This window comes from Nocardia sp. NPDC006630 (assembly GCF_040611495.1).
Lineage (GTDB): Bacteria > Actinomycetota > Actinomycetes > Mycobacteriales > Mycobacteriaceae > Nocardia.
In genome coordinates, this window is sequence record NZ_JBEXOK010000012.1 from 213,127 (window position 1) to 232,977 (window position 19,851).

Annotated in this window: 17 protein-coding genes; 8 read left to right on the plus strand and 9 right to left on the minus strand. The window is 66.2% G+C overall.

Annotation, left to right across the window (positions count from 1 at the left end; genetic code table 11):
- The first annotated feature begins 509 nt into the window (after positions 1 to 509).
- The 3 genes from ABZX86_RS33505 (at position 510) to ABZX86_RS33515 (ending at position 8,722) form a co-directional block, all read left to right on the plus strand.
- Positions 510 to 3,995 carry a DNA-directed RNA polymerase subunit beta gene (locus ABZX86_RS33505; protein ID WP_327142380.1) on the plus strand — a complete coding sequence of 1,162 codons (3,486 nt, stop codon included), beginning with the start codon at positions 510 to 512 and terminating at the stop codon, positions 3,993 to 3,995.
- Positions 3,996 to 4,103: 108 nt separating this feature from the next.
- A complete protein-coding gene (locus ABZX86_RS33510) occupies positions 4,104 to 8,057 on the plus strand; it encodes a DNA-directed RNA polymerase subunit beta' (RefSeq protein ID WP_355129330.1) in 3,954 nt (1,317 codons plus the stop codon).
- 200 nt (positions 8,058 to 8,257) lie between these two features.
- A complete protein-coding gene (locus ABZX86_RS33515; protein ID WP_355129332.1) occupies positions 8,258 to 8,722 on the plus strand; it encodes a hypothetical protein in 465 nt (154 codons plus the stop codon).
- Positions 8,723 to 8,743: 21 nt separating this feature from the next.
- On the opposite strand, the gene ABZX86_RS33520 is transcribed toward ABZX86_RS33515, so the two are convergent.
- The 3 genes from ABZX86_RS33520 to ABZX86_RS33530 form a co-directional block, all read right to left on the minus strand.
- A complete protein-coding gene (locus ABZX86_RS33520; RefSeq protein ID WP_355129334.1) occupies positions 8,744 to 9,421 on the minus strand; it encodes a hypothetical protein in 678 nt (225 codons plus the stop codon).
- 66 nt (positions 9,422 to 9,487) lie between these two features.
- Positions 9,488 to 10,453: a YafY family protein gene (locus ABZX86_RS33525; protein ID WP_355129336.1), complete on the minus strand. Its 966-nt coding sequence runs from the start codon at positions 10,451 to 10,453 to the stop codon at positions 9,488 to 9,490.
- Positions 10,454 to 10,491: 38 nt separating this feature from the next.
- Positions 10,492 to 11,463 carry a DMT family transporter gene (locus ABZX86_RS33530; RefSeq protein ID WP_355129338.1) on the minus strand — a complete coding sequence of 324 codons (972 nt, stop codon included), beginning with the start codon at positions 11,461 to 11,463 and terminating at the stop codon, positions 10,492 to 10,494.
- A 39-nt stretch (positions 11,464 to 11,502) separates the two neighbouring features.
- On the opposite strand from ABZX86_RS33530, the gene ABZX86_RS33535 reads away from it, so the two are divergent.
- From ABZX86_RS33535 to ABZX86_RS33545, 3 genes are all read left to right on the plus strand, one after another.
- Positions 11,503 to 12,033 carry a CGNR zinc finger domain-containing protein gene (locus tag ABZX86_RS33535; protein WP_355129340.1) on the plus strand — a complete coding sequence of 177 codons (531 nt, stop codon included), beginning with the start codon at positions 11,503 to 11,505 and terminating at the stop codon, positions 12,031 to 12,033.
- A 113-nt stretch (positions 12,034 to 12,146) separates the two neighbouring features.
- Positions 12,147 to 13,658, plus strand: a complete 1,512-nt coding sequence (gene mqo / locus ABZX86_RS33540) for a malate dehydrogenase (quinone) (protein WP_355129342.1) — start codon at positions 12,147 to 12,149, stop codon at positions 13,656 to 13,658.
- Positions 13,659 to 13,755: 97 nt separating this feature from the next.
- Positions 13,756 to 14,226, plus strand: coding sequence for a DUF4442 domain-containing protein (locus ABZX86_RS33545; protein WP_355129344.1), 471 nt, complete (start codon positions 13,756 to 13,758; stop codon positions 14,224 to 14,226).
- Positions 14,227 to 14,258: 32 nt separating this feature from the next.
- Here the strand turns inward: ABZX86_RS33545 and ABZX86_RS33550 are convergent, their stop codons facing one another.
- Positions 14,259 to 15,266: an aldo/keto reductase gene (locus ABZX86_RS33550; protein WP_355129346.1), complete on the minus strand. Its 1,008-nt coding sequence runs from the start codon at positions 15,264 to 15,266 to the stop codon at positions 14,259 to 14,261.
- A 101-nt stretch (positions 15,267 to 15,367) separates the two neighbouring features.
- On the opposite strand from ABZX86_RS33550, the gene ABZX86_RS33555 reads away from it, so the two are divergent.
- Positions 15,368 to 16,210, plus strand: a complete 843-nt coding sequence (locus ABZX86_RS33555) for a helix-turn-helix transcriptional regulator (RefSeq protein WP_355129348.1) — start codon at positions 15,368 to 15,370, stop codon at positions 16,208 to 16,210.
- Between the two features lie 186 nt (positions 16,211 to 16,396).
- Here the strand turns inward: ABZX86_RS33555 and ABZX86_RS33560 are convergent, their stop codons facing one another.
- The 4 genes from ABZX86_RS33560 to ABZX86_RS33575 all read right to left on the minus strand — a co-directional run bounded on the left by ABZX86_RS33560 (position 16,397) and on the right by ABZX86_RS33575 (position 18,737).
- Positions 16,397 to 17,383 carry a pirin family protein gene (locus ABZX86_RS33560; RefSeq protein ID WP_355129350.1) on the minus strand — a complete coding sequence of 329 codons (987 nt, stop codon included), beginning with the start codon at positions 17,381 to 17,383 and terminating at the stop codon, positions 16,397 to 16,399.
- Positions 17,380 to 17,691, minus strand: a complete 312-nt coding sequence (locus ABZX86_RS33565; RefSeq protein ID WP_355129352.1) for a GNAT family N-acetyltransferase — start codon at positions 17,689 to 17,691, stop codon at positions 17,380 to 17,382. Before ABZX86_RS33565 ends, ABZX86_RS33560 begins: the two co-directional genes overlap by 4 nt.
- 3 nt (positions 17,692 to 17,694) lie before the next feature.
- Positions 17,695 to 18,177 (minus strand): carboxymuconolactone decarboxylase family protein, encoded by a 483-nt coding sequence (locus ABZX86_RS33570; protein WP_355129354.1) that lies wholly within the window; start codon positions 18,175 to 18,177, stop codon positions 17,695 to 17,697.
- Between the two features lie 80 nt (positions 18,178 to 18,257).
- Positions 18,258 to 18,737: a MerR family transcriptional regulator gene (locus tag ABZX86_RS33575; RefSeq protein WP_355129356.1), complete on the minus strand. Its 480-nt coding sequence runs from the start codon at positions 18,735 to 18,737 to the stop codon at positions 18,258 to 18,260.
- A gap of 105 nt (positions 18,738 to 18,842) precedes the next feature.
- Between ABZX86_RS33575 and ABZX86_RS33580 the strand changes: the two genes are divergently transcribed.
- Positions 18,843 to 19,043: a hypothetical protein gene (locus tag ABZX86_RS33580; protein ID WP_355129358.1), complete on the plus strand. Its 201-nt coding sequence runs from the start codon at positions 18,843 to 18,845 to the stop codon at positions 19,041 to 19,043.
- A 10-nt stretch (positions 19,044 to 19,053) separates the two neighbouring features.
- Here the strand turns inward: ABZX86_RS33580 and ABZX86_RS33585 are convergent, their stop codons facing one another.
- Positions 19,054 to 19,545, minus strand: coding sequence for a histidine phosphatase family protein (locus ABZX86_RS33585; RefSeq protein WP_355129360.1), 492 nt, complete (start codon positions 19,543 to 19,545; stop codon positions 19,054 to 19,056).
- Between the last annotated feature and the right edge of the window lie 306 nt (positions 19,546 to 19,851).

Below are 19,851 nucleotides of genomic sequence, written 5' to 3' on the forward strand. Positions count from 1 at the left end.
GGTGCAGGCGATTCCGTGGTTTGTCAACTTCTCGCGCCACTTGACGAGTTTCGTCCGACCCGTCACGCTATTCACAACAGCGGCGGCTGTCACAGGGGAACCAGACGCCGGCGAGGCCCTCGAGGAACGCAGCCAGCGGACAGCGGAGCCAGTCGGCAGAGGTGTGGCGGCGTCGCTGAGCGGTACCCGATCTCATCGCTGTGCGGTGTTCTATCGGCCGCCGGTGGTGTTCCACCTCACTGCGATGCGGTGTGGTCACCGCCGCGACACGCTTCGGCGCGTTAGCCCTCCGGGGTTCACCACGGGTGGTACTTTGACACCCCCGTAGGTTTGGGTGTAGTTTTGGACGTTGCGCTGGCTGCCTCCTGTCCATACCTTGATCGCATCGTCGAAAGTTCCACCTTCCGGTGTTACTTCCGTTGTTTGCTGTTCGGGTTTCGTTCGGGTGCTACCAGCGGAATTCGTAGCAGACAAGCGACGGTCGCGGACCACCACGCGACGCGCGTGAGGTGCTGGAAGGACGCATCTTGGCAGTCTCCACCCAGACCAAGGCCGGTATTCCCGGAGCCCCGAAGCGGGTGTCTTTCGCGAAGATTCGTGAGCCCCTCGAGGTTCCGGGTCTTCTCGATCTACAAACCGACTCGTTCGCCTGGCTGGTCGGTTCACCGACTTGGCGGGAAAAGGCAGTCGCCCGAGGCGACGTCAACCCCTTCGGTGGGCTCGAGGAGGTGCTCGAGGAGCTTTCGCCGATCGAGGATTTCTCCGGTTCCATGTCGCTGTCCTTCTCCGACCCACGCTTCGAAGAGGTCAAGGCCTCCATCGAAGAGTGCAAGGACAAGGACATGACCTACGCGGCGCCGTTGTTCGTCACCGCGGAGTTCATCAACAACAACACCGGTGAGATCAAGTCTCAGACGGTCTTCATGGGTGATTTCCCGATGATGACCGACAAGGGCACGTTCATCATCAACGGCACCGAGCGCGTCGTCGTTTCGCAGCTGGTCCGTTCGCCGGGCGTGTACTTCGACGACACCATCGACAAGTCCACCGAGAAGACGCTGCACTCCGTGCGTGTCATCCCCTCGCGTGGTGCGTGGCTGGAGTTCGACGTCGACAAGCGCGACACCGTCGGTGTGCGTATCGACCGCAAGCGCCGTCAGCCGGTCACCGTGCTGCTGAAGGCGCTGGGTCTCACGGCCGAGGAGATCGTCGAGCGTTTCGGCTTCTCCGAGATCATGATGTCCACCCTGGAGAAGGACAGCACTCCGGGCCAGGACGAGGCGCTGCTCGACATCTACCGCAAGCTGCGCCCGGGCGAGCCGCCGACGAAGGAGTCCGCGCAGACCCTGCTGGAGAACCTGTTCTTCAAGGAGAAGCGCTACGACCTGGCTCGTGTCGGCCGCTACAAGGTCAACAAGAAGCTGGGCCTGAACCTGGACCAGCCGGTGGTCGGTTCGACGCTGACGAAGGAAGACATCGTCGCGACGATCGAGTACCTGGTGCGCCTGCACCAGGGCGACCGGACCATGACCGCCCCCGGCGGCCAGGAAGTTCCGGTCGGCGTCGATGACATCGACCACTTCGGTAACCGTCGTCTGCGTACCGTCGGCGAGCTCATCCAGAACCAGATCCGCGTCGGCCTCTCGCGTATGGAACGCGTTGTCCGCGAGCGTATGACGACTCAAGACGTCGAGGCGATCACGCCGCAGACCCTGATCAACATCCGTCCCGTGGTCGCCGCGATCAAGGAGTTCTTCGGAACTTCGCAGCTGTCGCAGTTCATGGACCAGAACAACCCGCTCTCGGGTCTGACCCACAAGCGCCGCCTGTCGGCGCTGGGCCCGGGTGGTCTGTCCCGTGAGCGTGCCGGTCTGGAAGTTCGTGACGTCCACCCGTCGCACTACGGCCGCATGTGCCCGATCGAGACCCCGGAAGGCCCGAACATCGGCCTGATCGGTTCGCTGTCGGTGTACGCGCGGGTCAACCCGTTCGGTTTCATCGAGACCCCGTACCGCAAGGTCGCGAACGGCCGCGTCACCGATGAGGTCAAGTACCTCACCGCCGACGAGGAAGACCGCCACATCCGGGCCCAGGCGAACTCGCCTGTCGACCTGGACGGCAACTTCCTCGAGGAGCGTGTCCTCGCCCGCCACGGCAACGAGGAAATGGAATACGTCGACGCGAACGCGGTCGACTACATGGATGTCTCACCGCGCCAGATGGTTTCGGTCGCGACCGCCATGATTCCGTTCCTCGAGCACGACGATGCCAACCGTGCCCTCATGGGTGCGAACATGCAGCGTCAGGCCGTGCCGCTGGTCCGTTCCGAGTCGCCGCTGGTCGGCACCGGTATGGAACTGCGTGCCGCGGTCGACGCCGGCGATGTCGTCGTGAACCAGAAGGCCGGTGTGGTGGAAGAGGTTTCGGCCGACTTCATCACCGTCATGCACGACGACGGCACCCGCCGCTCGTACCGCATGCGCAAGTTCGAGCGCTCCAACCAGGGCACCTGTGCCAACCAGCGTCCGATCGTGGACGAGGGTCTGCGCGTGGAAGCCGGGCATGTGCTCGCCGACGGCCCCTGCACCCAGAACGGTGAGATGGCGCTGGGCAAGAACCTGCTCGTGGCGATCATGCCGTGGGAAGGCCACAACTACGAGGACGCGATCATTCTGTCGCAGCGCCTCGTGGAGGATGACGTGCTCACCTCGATTCACATCGAGGAGCACGAAATCGATGCTCGCGACACCAAGCTGGGCGCCGAGGAGATCACCCGGGATATCCCGAACGTCTCCGACGAGGTGCTCGCGGATCTCGACGAGCGCGGCATCGTCCGCATCGGCGCCGAGGTTCGTGACGGCGACATCCTGGTCGGCAAGGTCACCCCGAAGGGTGAAACCGAGCTGACCCCCGAGGAGCGCCTGCTGCGCGCCATCTTCGGTGAGAAGGCCCGCGAGGTTCGCGATACCTCTCTCAAGGTGCCGCACGGCGAGTCCGGCAAGGTCATCGGCGTCCGCGTGTTCTCGCGCGACGACGACGACGATCTGCCTCCCGGCGTCAATGAGCTGGTGCGCGTGTACGTCGCGCAGAAGCGCAAGATCCAGGACGGCGACAAGCTGGCCGGCCGCCACGGCAACAAGGGTGTTATCGGCAAGATCCTGCCGCAGGAGGACATGCCCTTCCTGCCGGACGGAACTCCGGTCGACATCATCCTGAACACGCACGGTGTGCCGCGTCGTATGAACATCGGTCAGGTGCTGGAAACCCATCTGGGTTACATCGCCAAGACCGGCTGGCAGGTCGACGGTGAGCCGGAGTGGGCGCGCAAGCTCCCCGAGGAGATGCTCGGTCAGCCCGCTGACACGAATATCGCCACCCCGGTCTTCGACGGTGCGCGCGAGGAGGAGCTGACGGGCCTGCTGGCCTCGACGCTGCCGAACCGCGACGGCGAGAAGATGATCGACGACAACGGCAAGGCCGTACTGCTGGACGGCCGCTCCGGCGAGCCGTTCCCGTACCCGGTCTCGGTCGGCTACATGTACATCCTGAAGCTGCACCACCTGGTGGACGACAAGATCCACGCGCGTTCGACGGGTCCGTACTCGATGATCACGCAGCAGCCCCTCGGTGGTAAGGCCCAGTTCGGTGGTCAGCGCTTCGGTGAAATGGAGTGCTGGGCCATGCAGGCGTACGGCGCCGCCTACACCCTGCAGGAACTGCTCACCATCAAGTCCGACGATGTTGTCGGCCGCGTAAAGGTTTACGAGGCGATCGTCAAGGGCGAGAACATTCCGGAGCCCGGTATTCCGGAGTCGTTCAAGGTGTTGCTCAAGGAGCTCCAGTCGCTGTGCCTGAACGTCGAGGTGCTGTCCTCGGACGGCGCCGCGATCGAAATGCGCGATGGCGATGATGAGGACCTGGAGCGCGCTGCGGCGAACCTGGGTATCAACCTGTCCCGCAACGAGGCTGCGACGGTCGACGACCTGGCGCAGTAAGAGCGATCGGTCCGGGAGCGCTTCCGGCATTTGCTGAAAAGCGCTCCCGGGCAACGGATTTAGCGACTTTTGCTCATACTTGAACCCGAACAGGGGAAAGGAAGTTACGTGCTAGACGTCAACTTCTTCGATGAACTCCGGATCGGCCTGGCCTCCGCTGACGACATCCGACAGTGGTCGTTCGGCGAGGTGAAGAAGCCGGAGACCATCAATTACCGCACGCTCAAGCCCGAGAAGGACGGCTTGTTCTGCGAGAAGATCTTCGGTCCCACCCGGGACTGGGAGTGCTACTGCGGTAAGTACAAGCGCGTCCGCTTCAAGGGCATCATCTGCGAGCGCTGTGGTGTCGAGGTGACTCGCGCCAAGGTGCGTCGTGAGCGCATGGGCCACATCGAGCTGGCCGCTCCGGTCACGCACATCTGGTACTTCAAGGGTGTCCCGTCGCGTCTGGGCTACCTGCTGGACCTGGCGCCGAAGGATCTGGAAAAGATCATCTACTTCGCCGCCTACGTGATCGTCGGCGTCGATACCGAGCTGCGCCACAACGAACTCTCCACTCTCGAAGCCGAGATGGAGGTCGAGAAGAAGAACCTCGCCGATCAGCGTGATGCCGATCTCGAGGCCCGCGCCCAGAAGCTCGAGGCCGACATTGCCGAGCTCGAGGCCGAGGGCGCCAAGTCCGACGTCCGCCGCAAGGTGAAGGACGGCGGCGAGCGTGAGATGCGCCAGCTGCGCGACCGCGCCCAGCGTGAGCTGGACCGGCTCGACGAGATCTGGACCACCTTCACCAAGCTTGCGGTGAAGCAGCTGATCATCGACGAGATCATCTACCGCGAGCTGCAGGACCGCTACGGCGAGTACTTCACCGGAGCCATGGGCGCCGAGGCGATCCAGAAGCTCATGGAGCAGTTCGACATCCCGGCCGAGGCCGAGAACCTGCGCGAGACGATCCGTACGGGCAAGGGCCAGAAGAAGCTTCGCGCGCTGAAGCGTCTGAAGGTTGTCGCCGCGTTCCAGATGAACGGCAACTCGCCCATGGGCATGGTGCTGGACGCGGTCCCGGTGATCCCTCCGGAGCTGCGCCCGATGGTCCAGTTGGACGGTGGCCGCTTCGCGACCTCCGACCTCAACGACCTGTACCGCCGCGTCATCAACCGCAACAACCGTTTGAAGCGACTGATCGATCTGGGTGCGCCCGAGATCATCGTGAACAACGAGAAGCGCATGCTTCAGGAGTCGGTGGACGCGCTGTTCGACAACGGCCGTCGTGGCCGTCCGGTCACCGGTCCGGGTAACCGCCCGCTGAAGTCCCTGAGCGATCTGCTCAAGGGCAAGCAGGGTCGTTTCCGTCAGAACCTGCTGGGCAAGCGTGTCGACTACTCGGGTCGTTCGGTCATCGTGGTCGGTCCGCAGCTCAAGCTGCACCAGTGTGGTCTGCCGAAGCTGATGGCGCTCGAGCTGTTCAAGCCGTTCGTCATGAAGCGCCTGGTGGATCTCAACCACGCACAGAACATCAAGTCCGCCAAGCGGATGGTCGAGCGGCAGCGCGCTCAGGTGTGGGACGTCCTCGAAGAGGTCATCTCCGAGCACCCGGTGCTGCTGAACCGTGCGCCCACCCTGCACCGCCTGGGCATCCAGGCCTTCGAGCCGCTGCTGGTCGAGGGCAAGGCAATCCAGCTGCACCCGCTCGTGTGTGAGGCGTTCAACGCCGACTTCGACGGTGACCAGATGGCCGTGCACCTTCCGCTGTCCGCGGAGGCGCAGGCCGAGGCCCGCATCCTGATGCTGTCCTCGAACAACATCCTGTCGCCCGCCTCGGGTCGTCCGCTCGCCATGCCGCGTCTGGACATGGTGACCGGTCTGTACTACCTGACTCGCCTGCAGGAGGGCGCGAAGGGTGAGTACCGCGAGGGCTCGAAGGATCACGCCGAGTTCGGTGTGTACTCCTCGCCGGCCGAGGCGCAGATGGCTGTGGACCGCGGTGAGCTCACCGTGCGTTCGCAGATCAAGGTGCGCCTGACCGAGCAGCGTCCGGAGAAGGAGATCGAAGCCGAGCTCTTCCCGAACGGCTGGAAGCGCGGCGATGCGTGGCTCGCGAAGACCACGCTGGGTCGCGTCATCTTCAACGAGCTGCTCCCGGCGGACTACGCGTTCATCAACGAGCAGATGCCGAAGAAGCGTCAGGCGACGATCATCAACGATCTGGCCGAGCGCTACCCGATGATCGTGGTCGCGCAGACGGTCGACAAGCTGAAGGACTCGGGCTTCTACTGGGCCACGCGTTCCGGCGTCACCGTCGCCATGTCGGACGTTCTGGTTCCGCCGGAGAAGCCCGAGATCATGGCGCGCTACGACGCGCAGGCCGATCAGATCGAGAAGAAGTACCAGCGTGGCGCGCTCGATCACTCCGAGCGCAACAACGCCCTGGTCAAGATCTGGCAGGAAGCGACCGAAGAAGTCGGTCAGTCCATGCGTGCGCACTACCCGCCGGACAACCCGATCATCACGATCGTCGAGTCGGGCGCCACGGGTAACTTCACCCAGACTCGTACCCTCGCGGGTATGAAGGGCCTGGTGACGAACCCGAAGGGTGAGTTCATCCCGCAGCCGATCAAGTCCTCCTTCCGTGAGGGCCTGACGGTTCTGGAGTACTTCATCAACACCCACGGTGCTCGAAAGGGTCTGGCCGACACCGCGCTTCGTACCGCGGACTCGGGTTACCTGACCCGTCGTCTGGTGGACGTGTCGCAGGACGTCATCGTTCGCGAGACCGACTGTGGCACCGAGCGCGGCATCATGGTGGCGATCGCGGAGAAGCAGGCCGACGGCTCGCTCATCCGGGACGCGCACGTGGAGACCAGCACCTACGCTCGTACGCTGGCCACCGACGCGCTGGACGCCAAGGGCAACGTCATCATCGAGAAGGGTCACGATCTCGGCGACCCGGCTCTGGATGCGCTGCTCGAGGCCGGCATCACCGAGGTGAAGGTCCGCTCCGTGCTGACCTGCACCACCGGCACCGGCGTGTGTGCGACCTGCTACGGCCGCTCGATGGCGACCGGCAAACTGGTCGATATCGGTGAGGCTGTCGGTATCGTCGCCGCGCAGTCCATCGGTGAGCCCGGTACCCAGCTCACCATGCGTACCTTCCACCAGGGTGGTGTCGCGGGCGAGGACATCACCGGCGGTCTGCCCCGCGTGCAGGAGCTCTTCGAGGCTCGTGTGCCGAAGGGCAAGGCCCCCATCGCGGAGGTCTCCGGCCGGGTGCGCATGGAGGACGACGACCGCTTCTACAAGATCACCGTCATTCCCGACGATGGTTCCGAAGAAGTGTTGTACGACAAGCTCTCCAAGCGTCAGCGTCTGCGGGTGTTCAAGCACGAGGACGGTTCCGAGCGCCTGCTCGCCGATGGCGATCATGTCGAGGTCGGCCAGCAGCTGCTGGAAGGCTCCGCGGATCCGCACGAGGTGCTGCGCGTGATGGGCCCCCGTCAGGTGCAGATCCACCTGGTGCACGAGGTCCAGGAGGTGTACCGGTCGCAGGGTGTTTCCATCCACGACAAGCACATCGAGGTCATCGTTCGCCAGATGCTGCGCCGCGTCACCATCATCGATTCGGGTGCGACGGAGTTCCTGCCCGGTTCGCTGGTCGAGCGCGCGGAGTTCGAGAACTCGAACCGCCGCGTGGTCGCTGAGGGTTCCGAGCCGGCTTCCGGCCGCCCGGTCCTGATGGGTATCACCAAGGCATCGCTGGCCACCGATTCGTGGCTCTCGGCGGCCTCCTTCCAGGAGACCACCCGGGTGCTCACCGACGCGGCCATCAACTGCCGCTCCGACAAGCTGATCGGCTTGAAGGAGAACGTGATCATCGGCAAGCTGATCCCGGCCGGTACCGGTATCAACCGCTACCGCAACATCACGGTTCAGCCGACCGAAGAGGCGCGCCAGGCCGCGTACGCGGTGCCGTCCTACGACGACACCTACTACAGCCCGGACGGCTTCGGCACCACCACCGGTGCCGCAGTCCCGCTGGACGACTACGGCTTCAGCGACTACCGCTGAATCCCTAGCTGAGGCACAAACATTCGGCCCCCGCTCCGTTTCGGAGCGGGGGCCGCTTGCTTTTCCATGACCGGGGTCGAATCTCGAGGGCAGGGGCTCGAATCGAGGAATCGGTACGAACCGGCCGTATCGCACGGATCGGCGAGTAGGCTCCGAAGTGCCTGAAGTGACGTGGTGATTCCTCGGTGGGAGGGGTTGGCGTGGGAGCTTTTCGGAGTGTGATCGCGGTGCTGCTGGGTGGAGCGCTGCTATCGGTCGCCGGGGGCGCCGCTGCGACGACCGCGCAGGCCGCGGGGCTCGGAGGGTGCGCGCAGGGGAATGTGCTGACCGGGAACCGCATGCCCGGCACCGGGAGCGCGGGGCAGAGTGTGCGGCGGGCGGCGGATCTGTGGGGATGTTCCAGTTCCCTGTTGCCCGGCATCGATTCCGGGCATTTCTCCGCTGAGCTGCCGTGGCTCGGGTTCGGGACACCGACGTCGGGGACGTTCACCTGGTCGGATGGCAGTGTGAGCACTGCGACGGGGTTGCCCAATACGCTGTGGACGATTACGTCCGGGCCCGCGAGCGGGCACACCCTTCAGTTCCGGCTCGATTGGCCGATGAACGGCGACTGGTATTACACCGACAACAGCATGGCCGTTGCCGGTGCGACCTTCGTGCAGTAGTCCTGCGTCAGCGAGTCTGTGTCAGTTGGGTTGCGTGGCAGCGGGATCGGCGGCGGGCGCGATGCCGGGGACAACGCTGTCGGCGTAGGTGAGGGCGGCGTCGATGGCAGGCTGGCCGCCCGACTGCTGCAGGCCCAGGGCACCGCCGATGAGGGCGCCGACAACGAGGCCGATCGGTGCGGTGATGAAGTCCAGGACGAACAGGCCCGCGGGGAAGCCGAGCAGGAAGCCGATGGCGCCGCCGATGGCCGCGCCGGTGGCGACCGCGGGCATATTGGCCTGCACCACATCGAAGAAGCGCTGCTGGGCGTCGATATCGCGCAGCGGGGTGGCGGATTCGGCGACCGGGGTGAGGGTGAGCCGCCGGTTGTCGGTATCGATCGCCGGGGTGAGTGCGAGCGTCTTGCCGGCGATATCGTATTTCAGTGGGACGGTGGCGATTACGCGTCCGGCGTCATCGGTGGCGATGACGGCTTCGCCGTCCCAGGTGGTCAGGAAGCGCCCGGTCTGCAGGGTGCCGATGGTGGAGCGGTGATCGTCGGAGAGCGCCACCTGATAGGCGATGCCGTGATCGGCGCCCTGGACGGTGAGCGGTGTCGCGGCCGGCGCGGGTGCGGGCTCGGCGGTAGCTGTAGCGCTGACGGTGACAGCGGCCGTCAGGCAAAGTAGCGCTGGCGCAATGGCCCTGGTCATTCCCATGGAGGTGAAACGTACCCGGGCCGGGTGGGGGAGCGGAACCCCTGCGGCGCATATGCGCCGCTCCGCTCACTTTCCGGTGAGGGCGCGGGTGATGCGGTCCCCGGCGGCGCGCAATTCCGCTGTCAGCTCCGGTGAGTCGCGGACCTCGAGCTCGAACCCGAGTGAGATCAGTTGTGCGGCAAGCCATTCGGGAGCGTCATCGCGTTCACCGGTCATGCGGCAGGTCTCGGTGTCGATGGCGGTGATCTCGCCCGGCTGGTCGCCCACCCGGCCTGCCACCCGGTAGCTGGGTGCGTGGATGATCACATCGACGCGGTAGGTCCTTGTGCCCCAATCGGTCCGGTCACCGGCGATATAGGCGGCGGCATCGGCGGCGGGCAGTTCCCGGGGTGTGAAGCGGGCTCCGGTGGGCTGGGGCGATTCCACGCGATCCACCCGGAAGCTGCGCCAGGCCTGGCGATCCAGATCGAATCCGACCAGGTACCAGCGCCGTTGGTTGGTGGCGAGGCCGATCGGCTCGATATTGCGCCGCGATTCGGCGCCCTTCGCATCCCGATAGGCGAATCGCACCCGTTCGTGGTTGGTGATGGTCGCGGCGACGGTGGCGAGCACCTCCGGGTCGGCGGTCGGCCCGGCCGGGCTGAATGTGGCGGTGGCCGCACCGATTACGCGCACCCGGCGGCGCAGTTTGGCGGGCAGCACCTGCTCCAGCTTGGCGAGCGCGCGCACCGAGGCCTCTTCGATTCCCGCCACGGCCTGCCCGGCGGCGGCCCGCAGTCCGACCGCGATGGCAATGGCCTCCTCGTCGTCGAGCACCAGCGGCGGCATGGCGGCTCCGGCTGTCAGCCGATATCCGCCGGTGACGCCGAGCGTCGCCTCGACCGGATAGCCGAGCTCTCGCAGCCGGTCGATATCCCGGCGTACCGTCCGATCACTGACCCCGAGCTTTTCGGCCAGCTCGCTCCCCGGCCATTCTCGGGGAGTCTGCAGCAGGGACAGCAGTTGCAGCAGCCGCGCCGGTGTATCGCTCATACGCTCAATGATCCGGCACAACTAGGTCTGGAACTGTCCTAGATGCCCTCGGGTGTCGCGGGCGCCTGCACGGCGCTCTCGGCGGGTTCGCCGAGCCGGACCACCACGACGCCGGTGAGAATCAGGACGCCGCCGAGCAATTGGATGGGGTGCGGGGTCTGGCCCAGCAGCGCCCAGGCGAACAGGATCGCGGCCAGCACCTCGGTGAGGGCCGCGAAGGAGGCCAGCCGGGAGCCGAGCGCCCGGGTCGCCGCGATTCCGGTGACATAGGCGAGAGCCGCCGTGATCACGCCGAGGGCGAGCAGCGGAATCCACCACCAGGTGGTGAAGCCTTCGAAGGCAACGGCATTCGTGGTGGCGTGCAGCGGGAAGATGCCGGCGAGCCCGGCGAGCAGGATGCTGAGGCCGCCGACGATCAGTCCGCTGGTGGCCAGCACGGTGCCGGGAATGCCGTCCCCGGTGCGGCCGGAGAGGATGAAATACGCTGCCGCGCCGACCATCGCGCCGAGCGCCCAGGCGATGCCGATCCAGCTGGTGGCCGCTCCGGAGCGCAGATCCAGCACCAGCAGCAGTCCGGCGATGCCGATGAGCGCGCCGAGAACCGTTGCGCGGCCGGGTCGTTGCCGATGGCGCAGCCACAGCCAGCCGATCACGGCGATCGGTGCGGTGTATTCGATGAGCAGTGCCACACCGACATCCATGTGCGCGACGGCATTGAAGTAGGCGAGCTGCGCTCCGGCCACCGCGAGCAGTCCGTATCCGGCGAGCAGGGAGGCATTGCGGCGCAGTAGATCCCAGTCGCCGCGCAGCTGCCGCAGGGCGAAGGGCAGCAGCACGGCGGCGCCGAGCAGGACGCGCACGATGACCACGGCGGCCGGACTCCAGCCCGCATCGATGAGCCCGCGGGCCAGCGCCCCGGAGAGCCCGAAGGACGATGCGGACAGCGCCGCGAAGATCAGCCCGGTGCGAAGCCGGCTGCGCACGGGTGCGTCATGAGTCAACGTCGCCATGACTGATGACGCTAAGGGGCGCGTGTGTAATATGTCAACATGCTTTTTGCTGATGACACGGTCGCCTCACTGGCGGCCGCGGTCGATCTGGTGAATTCGGCGGAGGATCCGGACACCATGACCGAGATCGCCCAGCTGCGCGAGTTCTTCGAGCGGCACGGCTATACGGGCACCCGCACCGGCGAGGCCGCCGAACTGGCCGCCGTCCGCGCCCAGCGCGCCCCCCTGCGCCGCCTGCTGACCAGTGACAGAAGCACCGCCGTCGAGCTGGTCAACACCATCCTCGCCGAGCACCGCGCGGTGCCGCAGCTGGTGCGTCACGACAATCTCGACTACCACATCCACGCGGTCCCCGCGGAGGCTCCGCTGCCCGTCCGCATTGCCGTCGAAACCGCCATGGCCATGATCGACCTGATTCGCTCCGATGAGCTGAGCCGCCTCGCCGTCTGCGCCGACGACACCTGCGAAGGCATCGTCCTCGACCTGTCCCGCAACCGTTCCCGCCGCTACTGCAGCACCGCCTGCGGCAACCGCAATGCCGTGGCCGCCTACCGCGCCCGGCAGCGCTAGCTCGCGGAGGCACACCGTCCGGGCCCCTTGACGGTCCCGGCGTGGCCCGGTGATCGGGGCGGTTCGGTGTTAGCGTGCCCGTGGCGGAATGAGTTCGAGGTGGATTTCGAGGCATGACGATGAATACGCAAGCGGCCCTGCGTCCTTACGATGTGGTGTTGGTCGGCGGTGGAATCATGAGCGCGACGCTCGGAATTCTGCTCAAGCAGGTGGAGCCGACCTGGTCGATCGCTGTGTACGAACGCCTGCCGGAACTCGGCGCCGAGGCCTCCGCCGCCTGGAACAATGCCGGAACCGGGCATGCCGGGCTGTGCGAATTCGATTACACCGGCGAGAATCCGGACGGCTCGGTGAATATCACCCGGGCCGTCGCCCTCAATGAGCAATTTCAGCAGAGCCGGCAGTTGTGGGCGTCGCTGGTCGAGGCCGAAATCCTCGGCAAGCCGGACACTTTCATCAATCCGGTACCGCATATGACGCTGGTGCACGGGACCGAGGATGTCGACTATCTGCGGCGCAGGCAGGAAACCATGTCGGCGCACCACCTTTTCGAATCGATGCGATTCAGTTCCGAATCGAAGGTCATCGAGGGCTGGGCGCCGCTGCTGACCGAGCGGCGCGGCCTGTACGAACCGTTCGCCGCGACCCGCGACAGCACCGGCAGCGATATCGATTTCGGTGCGCTCACCCGTCAGATGTTCGAGCATCTGGAATCGGCCGGTGTCGAAATACACCGGCGCTGTGAGGTGCGTGGTCTGCGCAAGAACAATGACGGCTCCTGGCAATTGCGCATTCACCAGTTCACCGATAACGATCGCCTCACGCGGCGGGTCGATGCCCGTTTCGTTTTCGCGGGCACCGGCGGCTGGGCGCTGAAACTGTTGCAGCAGGCCGGTATTCCGGAGGTGCACGGCTATGGACTGGTTCCGGTGAGCAGTCGTTTCCTGCGCTGTGACAATCCGGAGGTCATCGAGCAGCACGATGCCAAGGTGTACGGCCGGGCCGCACCCGGGGCGCCGCCGATATCGGTGCCGCACTTGGATTCCCGGGTGATCGACGGCAAACGGGCGCTGCTGTTCGGTCCCTACGCCGGAGCGATTCCGAAGTTCCTGCGGACCGGTTCGATCCTGGATGCGCCGGCTGCGCTGCGCCCGCACAATGTGGCGCCGATCGCCTCGATGGTGAAGAGCAATCCGGGTCTGATGTGGCAGGTGCTGTCCCAGGTGACCGCCACGCGCGGCCGGAAGCTGGCCGCGCTGCGCGAATTCGCGCCGGCGGCCGCGGTGGGGGATTGGTCGATGGTCACGGCCGGTCAGTACGCCCAGCTGGTGCAGCGTGCGGCCGACGGCCGGGGGGTACTGCAATTCGATACGGAAGTGATTGCCGCGCCGGATGGTTCGATTGCCGCGGTGCTGGGCGCCGCGCCCGGTGCGGCCACCGCCCCGGCCATGCTGCTGGAGGTGCTGGAGCGCAGCTTCCCGCGCTATCGCCGGATCTGGGCGCCGCGGCTGCGGGAGCTGATTCCGACGCTCGGATCGAGTCTGGCCGGGGATGCCCGGCTGGCCCGGCGCACCATGGTGCGCACCGCCGAAACCCTGGGTCTGGAGCTCCCGAACGCCGGGTGAGCAGGTCCCGGCGGGAAGCGGACGTGGACAAGCCCCTCCGTACCCGGTATGAAATTAGAACACGTTTCAATTTCGACCACCGGCTACAGGAGATGCGATGGACAGCGCCACCATGGGCGAACAGGTGATGGCCGGTTTTCAGAAGCTCGGCTTCATCCAGTTCGCCGGTATCGAAGGGGTCGACTACGCGTCCGGCCGCAATGTCGTCCGCATGGCCGCCGAGCCGCAACACTTCAACCACAATGGCGATGTGCACGCGGCCCTGCTCTTCGGGCTGGCCGAAACCGCCGCCATGGGCGCGTCCATCTCCGGCATCGTGGATCTGCTCGGCGACACCTTCATCGTCGCCCGCGACGGCCGCATCGAATACCTGGCCCGCGCCAAGGGTGCGGCGAGCCCGTTCCTGGCCACCGCCGAACTCACCGCCGAGGTGATCGAGCAAACCCGCGCGAACATCCAGTCCCGCACGGAAATCGAACTCGAAGTCCCCGTCAGCATCACCGACAGCACCGGCAAGGCCGTAGCGAAAGCCGCCTTCACCGCCGTCATCCGCCCCCGCCGCAAGTAGCGCACCCTCGCCCGGCCCCTACCGTCGGTGGTTCAGCGTTCGCTGTCGAGCATGGCCATCTGGGCTTCGGCGTAGCGGCCGCCGGCGACCTGGTCGGCCGGGACGGCTGCCTCGATGGCGGCGAGTTCGTCGGCCGAGAGCTGGATGTCCACTGCCGCAAGGGCTTCGGTCCAGCGCTCGGGGCGGCGGGCACCGATGATCGGGACGATGTCCTCGCCGCGGGACAGGGCCCAGGCGATGGCCAGCTGTGCCACGCTCACGTCGTGGCGGGCCGCGATCTCGGCGAGTGCGTCCACCAGTCGCAGGTTGGCGGTGAGGTTCTCACCCTGGAAGCGCGGGCTGTGGGCGCGGAAGTCGCTGGGGGCGAATTGTGCTCCGCCGCGCAGGGAATCGCTCAGCAGGCCGCGGGAGAGCACGCCGTACGCGGTGATGCCGATGCCGAGTTCCCTTGCGGTGGGCAGGATTTCGGATTCGATGCCGCGTGAGAGGAGTGAGTACTCGATCTGCAGATCGGCGATCGGATGGACGGCGGCAGCCCGGCGCAGCGTGTCCGCGCCTACTTCGGACAGGCCGATGTGCCGTACGTATCCGGCCTGCACCAGCTCGGCCAGGGCGCCGACGGTCTCCTCGATCGGCACATTCGGGTCGAGCCGCGCGGGGCGGTAGATGTCGATGTAGTCGACGCCGAGCCGCTGCAGCGAGTACGCGAGGAAATTGCGCAGCGCCGCGGGGCGGGTGTCCACGCCGCCGAAGTTGCCGTCGGGTCCGCGCAGCGCGCCGAATTTCACGCTGAGCAGGTAGTCCTCCCGCTTGCGGTCGGCCAGGGCGCGGCCGAGCAGCATTTCGTTGTGGCCCATGCCGTAGAAGTCGCCGGTATCGATGAGATTCGCGCCGGAGTCGAGGGCCGCGTGCACGGTGGCGATGGAGACGGCGTCATCGCTGCTGCCGTACATGCCGGACATACCCATGGCGCCGAGGCCGATGCGGGAAACGCTGGGCCCGGTCTTGCCGAGCTGGACTGTGCCGAGGTTCTTGGTCATGGGATAACGATGCGCCACGGACCGGGGGATCCGGCAGAGATCGCTTATCGGGGGATAGCCAGTCCCTGGATCGCACTCCTGGGGTGCGGGACAGTGGTGGAGTGAACCGCGACGAACTAGCCGATTTCCTGCGCCGCCGCCGGGAGAGCCTGCAGCCGGCCGCCGTCGGCCTGCCCGAGGGCCTGCGTCGTCGCACCCCCGGCCTGCGCCGCGATGAGGTCGCCATGCTCGCGGGCATGTCGACCGACTACTACACCCGTCTCGAGCAGGCCCGCGGCCCGCGCCCGTCCACCCAGGTGCTCGGCGCCCTGGCCCGCGCCCTGCGCTTCACCGACAGCGAGCGCGACCACCTCTACTACCTGGCCGGACAGCAGCCGCCCGCGCGCGGCGGCGACACCCATGTCGGTCCCGGCATCCTGCACGTCCTGGCCAAGCTCGACGACACCCCCGCCTGCGTCATCTCCGATCTGGGCGAGGTGCTGGTCCAGAATCGGATGCACACCCTGGTCAGCGGCGATTTCTCGCAGCGCCGCGGCCTGGACCGCTGCATCCCCTGGCTGTGGTTCAGCGCGACCACCGAGCGTCACCGCTTCCCGCCCGAGGACCATGCCGTCATGGGCCGCCACCACGTGGCCGGTCTGCGCGCCACCGCCGCCCGCCGCGCCGGCGACGCGGATGTCACCGACCTGGTCGCCCGCCTGCGCGCCAGCAGCCCCGAATTCGAGGAGCTCTGGCACGAGCACGAGGTCCGCGCCCACCCCGGCCACGACAAACGCATGATCCACCCGGAAGTCGGTCTCCTGGAACTGATCTGCGAACCCCTGCTCACCCCCAGCGCCACCCGCCAGCTCCTGGTCTACTACCCCAAGTCCGGCACCGACACCCAGGAGAAACTCGAGCTCCTCCGCGTGATCGGCACCCAAAACCTCACCCACCACCCCTGAGTAGCTGCGCGCCAGGCTCTTTCGTCGGAACGATTCCGCAGGCAGGCTCTCGGCCGAACGTGGCGAGACTCGTTGCGCCGCTGCGGGTGTGGATCCCGGCCCAAAGCATGCCGGGACAGCGGTGGAATGGCAGATCGGGGCGCGTTCGGAAGATGCTGTGGCTGAGATGAATTCGGCGGGCGCTGGTCAGTAGCGGCGCTTGCGGGGTTTCAGGTGCAGGGGTGGGAGGGGTGGGGCGGGGATGCGCTGGTCGGGGGTGTGGCCGGGGATGTCGGGGAAGCGGGCGAGATCGTGGTTCTCCCAGTCGTTTCGGGCCGCTTCGATCTCCTCGTGGCTGCGGGCCACGAAGTTCCACCACATGACCAGGTCTTCGGTGAAGGGTTCGCCGCCGAGCAGGAGCAGGCGGGCGCCCTCGGTATCGTGCAGGCGCAGTTCGGTGCGGTCGCTGCCCAGGTAGAAGAGCGATCCGGGGGCGACCACGGTGGTGTCGACGGTGAGTTCGCCCTCGATCACCAGGACCGCGTGCTCGAATTCCGGGCGCAGCGGCAGCCGGACATCGGCGTGCGGCTGGACCCGCAGTTCCGCGCCGACGATCGGGGTGTAGGCGGTGGCGGGGGAGGTGACGTCGCCGAGTGTGCCGATCAGGACCGTGCCCAGCACTCCGGCATGACCGTCCTCGCTCAGGGCGAATGTCGGGAGTTCTCGGTGCTGCTCGAAATGTGGTGCGATAGCGGCGGTTTCACCGGGAAGCGCGATCCACAGCTGTAATCCCGCACCCGATTCGTGCCCGGCCACCCGGTACTCCGAGTGGTCGATGCCGCGACCGGAGGTCATGATGTTCAGCTGTCCGGGCTCGATCTCCACATCCGAGCCGACGCTGTCGCGGTGCCGGATGCGGCCGTTCAAAGGCCAAGTGACCGTTTGCAATCCGATGTGCGGATGCGGATCGATATCGTGCCCTTCGGGATTCGCCTCCGAACCGGAACCGAATTCGTCGAGGAAGCACCAGGCGCCGACGGTCGGCAGATCGCGCTGCGGCAGCGAGCGGTGCACGGTCACCCCGCGCACCCCGCCGAGCGGCACCTCCCGCGCCGGGAAGAATTCGGCGCGCGGACCCGGCCGGCCGGAGGCCTCGCACAGCGACTCCTCCGGATTCGGCTCCAGGTCGCTCATCGCTTGATGCCCTTGCCGACGACGTGCTCGTCGTATTCCGGATGCTTGTCCAGCCAGGCCTTGATGAACGGGCAGCGCGGCACGATGACATTGCCGCGGGCGATCACATCCTCGATCGCCTTGCGGGCGAGCGCACTGCCCAAGCCCTTGCCGCCGAACGCACTGTCCACCTCGGTGTGGATGAAGGTGGTGTCGTTGTCCCGTTCGCGGTATTCGGTGAACCCGGCGAGCGAGTTGCCGTACCAGACTTCATAACGGTGCTGCGAGTCGTTGCGGACGACAGCGGTCGCCACGGCTTGTTCGCTCATTGTTCAGTTCTCCTTCCGCACCCGTACCGGATGTCTGCTCAGTATCGAGACGCGATTGAATGTGCCCATGGTGGCCGCGGCCCAGATGAGAATCGACATCTGGTCATCCGACAAGTGTTGCCGCGCAGCAGCATACCTACGTTGCATACATTCCTCCCCGGGCAGCGAAGTCACCGTTTCGGCGAGGATGAGGGCGGCCTGCTCCTGCTCGGAGTAGAGGTTCGGGCTGCGCTCCCACGCGTCCAGGATCGCGAGTTGCTGCGCCGTGACCCCGGCCTCGAGGGCGGCCCGGTGATGGGCGTCGAGGCAGTACGCGCAGCCATTGAGCTGCGAGACGCGCACATTCACCAATTCCATCACCGCCCGCCCCAAATCGACTGCGGCAGCGGCATTGCGCACCGCCAGCGCGACCTCACTGAGCGCGTGGAAGACCTCGGGTGTCTGCTTGTCTATCCAGACACGGTCATGGGATACGGGCGACTGCATAGTGGTCGCATACTAAGCCGCGAATGTGAAACGTGCCCTCCGGTTTGTGAATCACGCGGTGCGCGCGTCACTCCGCGCCGCTAGAGCACACACTGCTGCGCAGTACTCTGCCCGGCCACCACGGTGCGCCAGTCCGAACCCGGATTGCCCTCGTAGAAAGCGATTTTGCAGTCCAGCACGGCCACTGTCTGCTGCAGTTCCCGAATCTGCGCGAGCACATCGGTGCGGGTGCGATGGAACATCTCCAGCCGCTCCGGGAAGGTGTGCTCACCGGCCCGCACCAGTTCCGCGTACCGCACCATATCGGCCACCGACATACCGGTCCGCCGCAGTTTCCCGATGAGCGAGAGCCAATCCAGATCGCGATCGCAGAAGCGCCGCTGGCCGGCGTGATCGCGGCCCACGGAATCCAGCAGGCCGATGCGCTCGTACCAGCGCAGCGTGTCCCGGCTCAGGCCGCTGCGCTCGGAGACCTCTCCGATGGAATACCGCGGGCGCTCGTAATCGGCGTCGTGTGCGGTGGATGCTGCGCTGTCCCGCGCGGGTGCTGCGGTGCTCACGGTCTCGCCCCTCTCGGTGGAACATTCCGACGGTAGCCACCTGGAGTGCACTCCAAGCAAGTCCCATTCTGCCGAATCCCGGCAAAACGCGCCTACGCTGGGGTCATGGCAAAAGACATTGATCGGGTCCGGGCGCGATCGGCGCTGGAGACAGTCAAGGAAAACCCGCTGATCGCCGCGATCGCGATCCTGCCGGTGCTGGCGGTGTTCGGAGTGATCTGGGCGGTTGCGGGCTTCTTCTGGGCGCTGCTGCTGCTACTGGTCGTCGGCGGCGTGGTGGTCTGGAAGGGGAAGCTGCTGGGCTAGTTCCCGGTTCCTAGCGTGGCACGTGAAAGCGGACCAGTTCGCCCGTGCCCGGATCGACGTCCGCCCACGGCCGGTCGAATTCCAGAATCGCCAGCGCCGAGGTGGGAAATTTCGCGCTGAGTTCCGCCGCCGCGTCCGAATCCCGGTTGGCGGCCAATTCCCAAGCGGTCCACGGCATTCCGGGGGAGTGCCCGACCATCAGCAGCGTCTGCACGTCATCGTCGGCCAGCTGCGCCAACTGAATGAGCGAGTGCGGCGTCGCCTCGTACATGGACTCCTCGTACGACACCGGCGCGGTGATGCCGGTCGCCGCGAGCGTCTCGCGGGTGCGGGTCGCCGTCGAGCACAGCACGGCGTCGATCGGCGGCTGGGTCGCGCGCAGCCAGTCCCCGGCCAATCCGGCCTCGCGCAGACCACGCGGCGCGAGCGGTCGTTCATGGTCCGCCACGCCGTCCGGGTAGCCGGATTTGCCGTGGCGCATCAAGATGAGAGTCCGTGCCATGTGCACTACGGTATTCGCTACCCCGCTACCTGCCGAGACTGGTGTCACAACACACGATCCAGCTCCCGGCGGGAGACTCGCCTCACACTCGAGGCACACTGAAGGTGGCGTGACACCTGCGTGCCGACAGGCACCGGAACGCCGCATATATTAGAACGTGTTCTACCGCCCTGCTCGAACCCCGAGCGGAGTAGCACCACGCGACTGTTTCGAGGATCTGCGAGATATGGCCTATGTGATCACGCAGCGTTGTTGCAACGACGCCAGCTGCGTACCCGAGTGTCCGGTCGATTGCATTCGTCCCAC

Bases quoted from the DNA above. Each gene is read 5' to 3' on its own strand.
- ABZX86_RS33580 (WP_355129358.1), top strand. From the start codon at position 18,843: ATGGCAAAAGACATTGATCGGGTCCGGGCGCGATCGGCGCTGGAGACA.
- ABZX86_RS33560 (WP_355129350.1), bottom strand. From the start codon at position 17,383: ATGAGCGACCTGGAGCCGAATCCGGAGGAGTCGCTGTGCGAGGCCTCC.
- ABZX86_RS33520 (WP_355129334.1), bottom strand. From the start codon at position 9,421: ATGGGAATGACCAGGGCCATTGCGCCAGCGCTACTTTGCCTGACGGCC.
- ABZX86_RS33585 (WP_355129360.1), bottom strand. From the start codon at position 19,545: ATGGCACGGACTCTCATCTTGATGCGCCACGGCAAATCCGGCTACCCG.
- ABZX86_RS33525 (WP_355129336.1), bottom strand. From the start codon at position 10,453: ATGAGCGATACACCGGCGCGGCTGCTGCAACTGCTGTCCCTGCTGCAG.
- ABZX86_RS33535 (WP_355129340.1), top strand. From the start codon at position 11,503: ATGCTTTTTGCTGATGACACGGTCGCCTCACTGGCGGCCGCGGTCGAT.
- ABZX86_RS33530 (WP_355129338.1), bottom strand. From the start codon at position 11,463: ATGGCGACGTTGACTCATGACGCACCCGTGCGCAGCCGGCTTCGCACC.
- ABZX86_RS33550 (WP_355129346.1), bottom strand. From the start codon at position 15,266: ATGACCAAGAACCTCGGCACAGTCCAGCTCGGCAAGACCGGGCCCAGC.
- ABZX86_RS33570 (WP_355129354.1), bottom strand. From the start codon at position 18,177: ATGCAGTCGCCCGTATCCCATGACCGTGTCTGGATAGACAAGCAGACA.
- ABZX86_RS33565 (WP_355129352.1), bottom strand. From the start codon at position 17,691: ATGAGCGAACAAGCCGTGGCGACCGCTGTCGTCCGCAACGACTCGCAG.
- mqo (WP_355129342.1), top strand. From the start codon at position 12,147: ATGACGATGAATACGCAAGCGGCCCTGCGTCCTTACGATGTGGTGTTG.
- ABZX86_RS33545 (WP_355129344.1), top strand. From the start codon at position 13,756: ATGGACAGCGCCACCATGGGCGAACAGGTGATGGCCGGTTTTCAGAAG.